The 8,459-nt window shown below is 69.9% G+C and carries 8 protein-coding genes; 4 read left to right on the top strand and 4 right to left on the bottom strand.

Translation table 11 applies throughout. The annotated features are described in order from the left end of the window. Both AAHM41_RS37190 and AAHM41_RS37185 read left to right on the top strand, forming a co-directional pair. Positions 1 to 575 (top strand): SDR family oxidoreductase (locus tag AAHM41_RS37190; protein ID WP_342241679.1); only part of this gene is annotated, 575 nt, incomplete at its 5' end. A gap of 14 nt (positions 576 to 589) precedes the next feature. Continuing rightward, complete coding sequence (locus tag AAHM41_RS37185) at positions 590 to 1,504, top strand: DMT family transporter (protein WP_342241678.1); 915 nt, start codon at positions 590 to 592, stop codon at positions 1,502 to 1,504. Positions 1,505 to 1,635: 131 nt separating this feature from the next. Here AAHM41_RS37185 and AAHM41_RS37180 read toward each other — a convergent pair whose 3' ends face one another. Both AAHM41_RS37180 and AAHM41_RS37175 read right to left on the bottom strand, forming a co-directional pair. After that, complete coding sequence (locus AAHM41_RS37180) at positions 1,636 to 2,244, bottom strand: NADPH-dependent FMN reductase (RefSeq protein WP_342241677.1); 609 nt, start codon at positions 2,242 to 2,244, stop codon at positions 1,636 to 1,638. A gap of 85 nt (positions 2,245 to 2,329) precedes the next feature. After that, the gene (locus tag AAHM41_RS37175; protein WP_342241676.1) at positions 2,330 to 3,337 is read right to left on the bottom strand and encodes an ornithine cyclodeaminase family protein; all 1,008 of its coding nucleotides are present in this window, start codon (positions 3,335 to 3,337) and stop codon (positions 2,330 to 2,332) included. Between the two features lie 154 nt (positions 3,338 to 3,491). Here AAHM41_RS37175 and AAHM41_RS37170 point away from each other — a divergent pair, with 154 nt between their 5' ends. Then, positions 3,492 to 3,953: an Lrp/AsnC family transcriptional regulator gene (locus tag AAHM41_RS37170; RefSeq protein WP_342241675.1), complete on the top strand. Its 462-nt coding sequence runs from the start codon at positions 3,492 to 3,494 to the stop codon at positions 3,951 to 3,953. 10 nt (positions 3,954 to 3,963) lie between these two features. Here the strand turns inward: AAHM41_RS37170 and AAHM41_RS37165 are convergent, their stop codons facing one another. Together AAHM41_RS37165 and AAHM41_RS37160 are read right to left on the bottom strand one after the other, a co-directional pair. Next, a complete protein-coding gene (locus AAHM41_RS37165; RefSeq protein ID WP_342241674.1) occupies positions 3,964 to 6,408 on the bottom strand; it encodes a GcvT family protein in 2,445 nt (814 codons plus the stop codon). 1 nt (position 6,409) lies between these two features. Then, positions 6,410 to 7,273, bottom strand: coding sequence for a choline/ethanolamine kinase family protein (locus AAHM41_RS37160; RefSeq protein WP_342241673.1), 864 nt, complete (start codon positions 7,271 to 7,273; stop codon positions 6,410 to 6,412). A gap of 264 nt (positions 7,274 to 7,537) precedes the next feature. Here AAHM41_RS37160 and AAHM41_RS37155 point away from each other — a divergent pair, with 264 nt between their 5' ends. Beyond that, entirely contained in the window at positions 7,538 to 8,434 is an 897-nt protein-coding gene (locus AAHM41_RS37155; protein WP_342241672.1) for an RICIN domain-containing protein, read from the top strand. Positions 8,435 to 8,459: the final 25 nt, after the last annotated feature.

Raw genomic sequence — 8,459 nt, 5'->3', positions numbered from 1 at the left:
GGGCGGGGGTGGACGCGGCCGCGCGCGCGCGCGGCCCGATCGACGTGCTGGTCAACTCGGCCGGCGCCGCCCGGCGCACCCCGGCGGAGGAGCTGACGCCAGCCGCCTACAAGGCGGCGATGGACGCCAAGTTCTTCTCCTACATCAACGTCATCGACCCGGTGGTGAAGCGCATGGCCACGCGCGGCACCGGCGTTGTCGTCAACGTCATCGGCAATGGCGGCAAGGTGCCGTCGACGGTCCACATCGCCGGCGGCGCCGCCAACGCCGCGCTGATGCTGGCCACGGCCGGCCTCGCCACCGCCTATGCCGGCAAGGGAATCCGCGTCGTCGGCGTCAACCCCGGCCTGACCGAGACCGAGCGCGTGGCGGAGGGGCTGCAGGCCGAGACCCGGCTGCACGGCATCACGCTGGAGGAGGCGCGGCAGCGGGCGGTGTCGCGCATCCCGCTCGGCCGCGGGGCGCAGCCGGAGGAGATCGCCGACGCCGTGCTGTTCCTGGCCTCGGCCAGGGCCGGCTACCTCACCGGCGTGACCATCACCATGGACGGGCTGCAGAGCCCCGTGATCGTCTAGCGGGCCACGGCCTGATGACGACGAACGCCGCATCCACGGCACCGGGAGTCACGGTCCAGGGCCTCGGCCTGCTGGTCGCGACCAGCTTGATGTGGGGCTTCAACTGGCCGCTGGTGAAGTATCTGGTGGCCGTGCTGCCGCCTTTCTCGGTGCGGGCGGCGAGCGGCCTGATCGGCACCGCCCTGGTGCTGGCGATCGCCCTCGCCCGCCGCGAATCCCTGGTGCCGCCGCGCGGCCAATGGGGCCGGCTGTGCCTGGCGGCCTCGCTCAACGTCACCGCCTGGATGGCGCTGACCACCCTGTCGCTGCTGTGGCTGCGGGCGTCGGAGACGACGATCCTGGCCTATACCCTGCCGATCTGGGCCGCGCTGCTGGCCTGGCCGCTGCTGGGCGAGCGGCCGACCATGCGCCGCGGCGTCGGCCTGGTGCTCGGCCTGTCCGGCATCGTGCTGCTGGTGGCGCACGGCTCGCCCGGCGAGAGCGGCGTCGCTGCCAAGCTGCCGGGCGTGGCCTTCGCCCTGGCCGGGTCGATGCTGTTCGCGCTCGGCACCGTGCTGGCCAAGCGGGCACCGGTGGCGATGCCGCCGACCGCCCTGGTGGCGTGGCAGACCGGGCTTGGGCTGCTGCCGCTGCTGCTGCTCTGGCAGCTGCTCGAACAGCCGGATTTCGCCGGGCTGGAGGCCAAGGCCTGGGCGGCGCTGGTCTATGGCGGAGCCCTCGCCTTCGGCCTCGCCTATGTCTGCTGGTTCGCGGCGCTGCGCCGGCTGCCGGCCTCGGTCGCCACCATCGGGGCGCTGCTGGCGCCGGTGGTCGGCGTGCTCGCCTCGGTGGCGCTGCTGGGCGACCCGTTCGGCCTGCGCGAGATCGGCGCCCTGGCCCTGACCCTGGGCGGCGTCGCGCTGGCCACCTTCGCCCGCTCATCGCGGTGAGCAGCCAATTCAAAAATTTCGGAATAAGGGTTGGCCCTGCATCGTCTCTCTGTTGGGGGGGTGCGAGAGCTCCCTTCCACCACTGGACCCCTCAGCCCCGCCCCCTCCGGCGGGGCTCTCTTTGTCGGAACCTACGCCAGCGCCTCGGCATAGGGGGCGACGGCGCGGGCCTGGCGCAGCGTGGTCGCCCACCAGCGCAGCGCCTTCAGCATCACCGCCATGGCGGCGGTCGTCTGCTCCGGCTCGATCAGCCGGCCGGCGGCGTCGAAGCGGCGCGGGGCGAAGGCCAGGCTGACCGTGTCGCGCAGCGTCACCGCGTGCAGCTCGGCGAAGACCAGGCGCAGCTGCTCCACCGCCCGCAAGCCGCCGGAGATGCCGCCGTAGCTGACGAAGGCCACCGGCTTGGCCTGCCATTCGGCATAGGCGCAGTCGATCATGAACTTCAGCACGGCCGGATAGGCGTGGTTGTATTCCGGCGTGACCACGACGAAGGCGTCGGCCCCGTCGATGCGCTCGCGGAAGGCGGTGACGCCCTCCCCATCCCGCCGGCCGCTCCAATCCGGCAGGCCGAGCGCGCGCGGGTCGATCGGGTCGAGCGCGAAGCCGCCGGCCCGCTCGATCTCCCCGGCCGCCCAGCCGGCGACGGTGTCGCAGAACCGGCCGTCGCGGACGCTGCCATAGATCAGGCCGATGCGGAGTTGGTCCATGATGTGCCCCTCGATGGTGGTGAGTCGGGGCACGCTACAAATTCAACTAAACTTGAAGTCCAGAGGTTTGTCCGCACGGCCGGCGCGCTCGGGGCGGAATCGACCTGACCCACGGCCCTTACAGGGTGATCATTGTGCCCCTGCCCGACCGACGGGCGTGGCGATAGGCGAGGTCTGCCGCCACCATGTCCTCCATCGCCGTCCCCATCGCCTTGTAGACCGTGATCTGATCCGCCGAGACACGGCCCGGCCGGCGTGCGAGCAGCATGTCGCCGAGCGTGATGCCCGTGTCCGGGTCGAGGCCAGCCAGCTCGCAGGATCCCACCGGGGTGGGTTCGAAGGCGTCTCTGGTCTCGACATAGAGCGTGGCCCCATGCACCAGGGCGACCGGCAATTCGCCGCCCGGCGGCGCGACCCCGACCGACGAGACATGCGTGCCCGGCCGGACCCAGCCGGCATCGATCACCGGCTCATAGGAATGGGTCGCCAGGCAGACCACGTCGGATGAACGGACAGCCGCTTCCAGTTCGGCCACCGGAGCGACGCCGGGATGGCGCGCGGCCAGGGCCTCGGCATCCTCGAAGCGCTTCGAGACGACACGGATCTCCGCGAAATCCCGCACCAGCGGCAGAAGCCCGAGATGCTGGTCAGCCTGCACGCCCGCCCCCACCACGGTGGCCACCCTGGCGTTCCGGCGGGCGAGTTCGCGCACCGACAGTACCGCGGAACCGGAGGTTCGGACCGCCGTGATGTAGGTGCCGTCCATGATACAGACCGGCAGGCCGCTGGCCGGGTCGAACAGGTGGATTGTAGCGAGATGGCTGGGAATGCCCTTGCCGATGTTTCCTTCGAAGACGTTTACGATCTTCACCGTCAGATTCATGCCGACCGTCCACGCCGGCATCGCCAGCGAATAGCCGGCCTGCGGGATGTCGAGCTGCGGCCGCGCCGGGGTGACGACCCGGCCCAGCACCAAGGCCCTGAAGCCGGCGGCCAGGGCATCCAGCAGTCGCAGCGGGTCGATGCATGCCCGCACATCCGCCTCGCTCAACGTCAAGATCCTGGTCTCTCCCTTCGACAGCGACGGGAGAGCCCCGCCGGTCGCAGCAGCCTCGGCCTTCGGCATCCTCAACCTCCTGAGAGCCGGCCCGATCGGGAACCGGCAAGAATGGTTCTGATGCCGATGAGGCTATTGCGACGGTTCGCGCGACAAAATACGTTGATTTTACGAATTCCGAGTGAAACCCAAACTGAAGTGCCTATTGGAAAGTGCTTTTGACATGAGCGACCTCGACGGAGTCGATCGCACGCTTCTGCGGCTGCTGCAGGAGGATGGGCGCCGGACGACCCTCGACCTCGCCGGCCGGGTGGGCCTGTCCCCGACCGGCACCAGCCAGCGGGTCAAGCGGCTGTTCCGTGACGGGGTCATCACGGCGGTCCGGGCCGTGCTCGACCCTCGCAAGCTTGGGCGCGGGACGCTGGTCTTCATCCAGGTCCGGCTCGATCATACGGCCCCGCAGGTCTTCGATCATTTCGCCGAGGCCGTGCGGCGCGCGCCGGAAATCCTGGAGTGCCACATGGTGGTCGGCGGCTTCGACTATCTGGTCAAGGCCCGGATCGCCGATATTGCGGCGTTCCAGGACTTCCTGCAGCGGGTGATCCTGCCCCTCCCGGGCGTCCGGGAGACCCACACCTACGCGTCGATCGCCCATGTGAAGCCGGACGCCCCCCTGCCCGTTTGACCCGCCTGCCCTATCCCTTCACCCGCTCCATCCGCGGATCGTAGAGCGGTTCCAAATGCAAGCGGCACGGCACCCGCTCGGTCGCGACCTCCAGCTCGTAGCGGCTGGCCGGCAGCGCCTCGCGGTCCAGCCCGGCCGGGTCGCGAATATAGCCGAGGCCGATCGGCTTGCCGAGGGTGTGGCCGAAGCCGCCGCTGGACAGCCAGCCGGCCGGCTTGCCATCGCGCAGGATGGTTTCGCGGCTCAGGAGCACCACCGAGGGGTCGTCGACCGTGACGGTGGCCAGGATCTTCTTGAGTCGCTGGCCGCGCTGCGCCTCCAGCGCCTCACGCCCCAGGAAGGGGATGGCGGTCTTCAGCTTCACCGCCCAGCCCAGCCCGGCCTCGAACGGCGTGTGGTCCGGCCCGATGTCGCTGCCCCAGGCGCGATAGCCCTTTTCCAGCCGCAGCGTCTCGATCGCGCGGTAGCCGGCATTGGCGATGCCGTGCTCCGCCCCCGCCGCCATCACCGCCTCATAGACCCCGACAGCGAATTCCGTCGGGATGTGCAACTCCCAGCCCAGCTCGCCGACATAGGTGATGCGCAGCGCCAGCACCGGGGCGCCGGCGATGGCAAGCTGCTTCACCCGGCCGAAGGGGAAGCCGGCGTTGGAGACGTCGTCGCGGGTCAGCGCCTGCAGCACGTCCCGCGCCTTCGGCCCTATCAGGCTGAGCACGGCATAGGAAGAGGTGACGTCGACCAGATGCGCGTCAGCGCCCGCCGGGATATGGCGCGCGATCCAGTCGAAGTCGTGGGTGGCGAAGCCGGTGCCGGTGGTGATGTGGTAGCGGTCCGCCGCCAGCCGGGCGACGGTCAGGTCGCATTCGATGCCGCCGCGGGCGTTCAGCATCTGGGTGTAGGTCAGTGTGCCCGGCGGCCGCGACACGTCGTTGGCGCAGATCCAGGACAGCGCCGCCTCCGCATCCCGGCCGACCAAAGCGAATTTGGCGAAGGAGGACTGGTCGAACACCGTCACCGCCTCGCGCGTCGCCCGATGCTCGCGCGCCACCGCCTCGAACCAGCTCGGTCGGCCGAAGCCCGGGATCTCCTCCGCCACCTCGCCGGGTGCCGCGAACCAGTTCGGCCGCTCCCAGCCCAGCTTCTCGCCGAAACAGGCGCCTTGCGCCTTCAACCGGTCATAGAGCGGCGACCGGCGCAGCGGCCGGGCGCTGGCATGCTCCTCGTTCGGCCAGGCGATGGTGTAGTGCTTGCCGTACAGCTCCAGCGTCCGCTTGCGCACCCAGTCGACATCGGCCTGGGCCCGGCCGAAGCGGCGGATGTCGACCGGCCACAGGTCGTAGGGCGGCTCGCCGCCCGCGACCCATTCCGCCAACGCCTTGCCGGCGCCGCCGCCCGAGGCGATGCCGAAGGCGTTGAAGCCGGCGCCGACATAGAAGCCACGCAGTTCCGGCGCCTCGCCGAGGATGAAGTTGCCGTCCGGGGTGAAGCTCTCCGGCCCGGCGATCAGCTCCTTCACCCCCGCCGTCTCCAGCGCCGGCACGCGGCCCAACGCCAGCTCCATGATCTGCTGGAAATGGTCCCAGTTCGGCTGGAGGAGCTGGAAGTTGAACCCGTCGGGGATGCCGTCGACCGCCCAGGCGATCGGGTTCGGCTCATAGCCGCCCATCACCAGCCCGCCGACCTCCTCCTTCCAATAGGTCAGCCGGTCGGGATCGCGCAAAGTCGGCAGGGTGCGGGTCACGCCTTCGATCGGCTCGGTCACCATGTACTGGTGCTCGACCGACACCAGCGGCACGTTGACCCCGACCCTGCGGCCGAGCTCGCGGGCCCATTGCCCGGCGCAGTTCACCGCGGCCTCGCAGGCGATGCGGCCGCGGCTGGTCAGCACCGCCGCCACCCGCCCGTCCCTGGTCTCGATGCCGGTGACCTCGGTGTCCTCCCAGATCGTGGCGCCGGCCATGCGCGCGCCCTTGGCCAGGGACTGGGTGATGTCGGACGGGTTGGCCTGGCCGTCGGTCGGCAGGAAAGCGGCGCCGACCAGGTCGTCGACCCGCATCGGCGGCCACAGGTCCTGCGCCTCCTTGGGCGACAGCAGATGCATCTCCAGCCCGAAGCTGCGGGCCGTGGTGGCCTGGCGCTTCAGCTCGGTCCAGCGCGCCTCGGTGCAGGCCAGGCGCAGGCCGCCATTCATCTTCCAGCCGGTGGCCAGGCCGGTCTCGCGCTCCAGCTCGGTGTAGAGCCGCACCGAATGGCCGAGCAGCTGGGTGATGTTGGCGCTGGAGCGCAGCTGCCCGACCAGGCCGGCGGCGTGGAAGGTGGAGCCGGAGGTCAGCTTGTGCCGCTCGATCACCACCGTGTCGGCCCAGCCCAGTCTGGCCAGGTGATAGGCGGTCGAGACCCCGACGATGCCGCCGCCGATGACCACGGCGCGGGCCTGGGTGGGGAAGGCGGTCATGTCACATCCTCTGGAAATCGTCCCAGGCGCTGTCGAAGCGCCGCAGGTTCTCGTCGGTGTAGGCGGCGTAGTCGAACTCCAGCGTCGAGTGGATCTCCGACACCATGCTCCACATCGCCTCGCGCAGCAGCGACGCCGCCTTCATCGCGGCGTAGCGCCGGGAGAGATCGGCCGAGGCCGGCGCGCCGAAATAGGCGGCCAGCATCGCCGCCTCCTCCGCCGCCGGGAAGCCGTTGTTCGAGGCCAGGCCGCCGAGGTCGAAGAGCGGGCTGTTGAAGCCGGCATAGTCCCAGTCGACCAGCCACAGCCGCCGGCCGTCGTCGATGAAGTTCGCGGCCAGCAGGTCGTTGTGGCCCAGCACCAGCTCGACCGGCCCGACCGCCGCCTCCAGCTGCGCGGCGCGGCCGAGCAGCCCGGCCAGCTCCGCCGCCGGCCGCCTGCCCACCAGGGCATGGGCGTAGTCGCGCACGACATGGAACACCCAGAAGGCCAGGACCGGGCCGCGCAGATGGGCCGGCATCTCGCGATGCACGCGGCGCACCAGCTCCAGCACCCGCGGTGCCTGCCGCCGCACCCGCTCGGGCGTCAGCGTCTCGCCGGCGACGAAGCGGGTCACCAGGATGCCGGGCTCGGCGTGCTCGACCTCGGGCGAGATTCCGGCGGAGGCGGCGGCGCGGCTGGCCGCCAGCTCGTTGAAGCGCAGGATGTGATGGTGCGGGATGTCGGCGCCCAGCCGCACGACATGGGCTCCGGCGGCGTCATCGACCCGGTAGTTGCGGTTGGTCAGCCCGCCGGCCAGCGGGGCGATGGTGACGCGCCCGCTCCAGCAGCCCAGCCCGGCGATGAGATCCGACGCCTCCGGCATTCGCGCCTCCCCGCCGACACGATAGGGCAATTCTCCGGCGCGAGGGAACGGCGCCCGAAAGGCGCCGCCCACCCGCTTCGGGCCCGACGATGCCATCAATCTGGACCTGACGTCTCGGCGCATATTCGGATATGATTATAGCTCCGGCGCCGCGACGCGCCGCAACGCATGCTCCGGAGCCGGTATCGATGCGACGACCGTCAGCCTCGACGACGGATGTCGGGCGCCCCGGCCCAGGACGACATGCCCGACGGGGAGCTTGCCATGCCGCAGTTGTTCTTTCTCAAGGCGACGTACAGCGCCGCCAAATACAGTTCGGCCGGCCCGATGGTGGTCGAGCTGGGCGGCGCGATCAGCCCGGCGATCCCCGATTGGCCCACCTCGTACCAGCTCCAGCTGGCCGCACAGCAGCTTCCGACGCTGCAGGCGCCCATACCGAATGCGAACCAGCTCTGGTTCCTCAGCGAGACCGACGGCGGCACGATGATCTGCAGCGCCGCCAATCCGGCCTTGGCGATCGGCTATAATTTCGGCCAGCGCTACGACCTCAGCTTCCAGGCGATCGCCTGCACCCCGGTCACGGCTTACCAAAATCAATGGATCTGGAAGATCGCGAGCGGGTCCCCGGCCGGCCACACCACATCCATAACCTTCAACAACACGGCCGGGCCGCCGTTCGATTATTACCTGAATGTCAACTACAACACGATGGCGGCCGGGACGATCATCATCCTTTATCCGTATACCGGGGCAGTCAACACCGGCGCCTATTTCATTCTGGAACCATATGTCCCGCAGTGGGTATCCCTCCAAACCAATGCCCCGGACGCCAAGAATGTCAGCGGCAACTTCGTCATCGGCTTCTCCGACGGCATCGTCGAAGCGCAGGCGCAGCCCACCACGCAGGTGTTCCGGCCCGGCACCCTGAGCCAGCTCTGGGCGTTCAACCCGGACGGCTCGATCCGCAACGCGGCCGACCTGTCGCTGGCGATCACCGCGCCTGCCTCCGTCAACAACTCGATCACGATGCAAACCGTCACTGGCGCGCCGGCGGCCTCGCAGATCTGGTCGCTCACCGGCAACATGGCGCTGGCCAACACGGCCACCGGCGATTGTCTCAACGTCTGGGGGGGCCCCGCCCCCCCCCCCACCGGGGTGTAAAACCACCAAGAGGGCCCCCCCACCA

Source organism: Inquilinus sp. OTU3971 (assembly GCF_038440215.1).
Note: the sequence above shows the minus strand (reverse complement) of the source record. Positions and strands in the feature narration are given on the sequence as shown.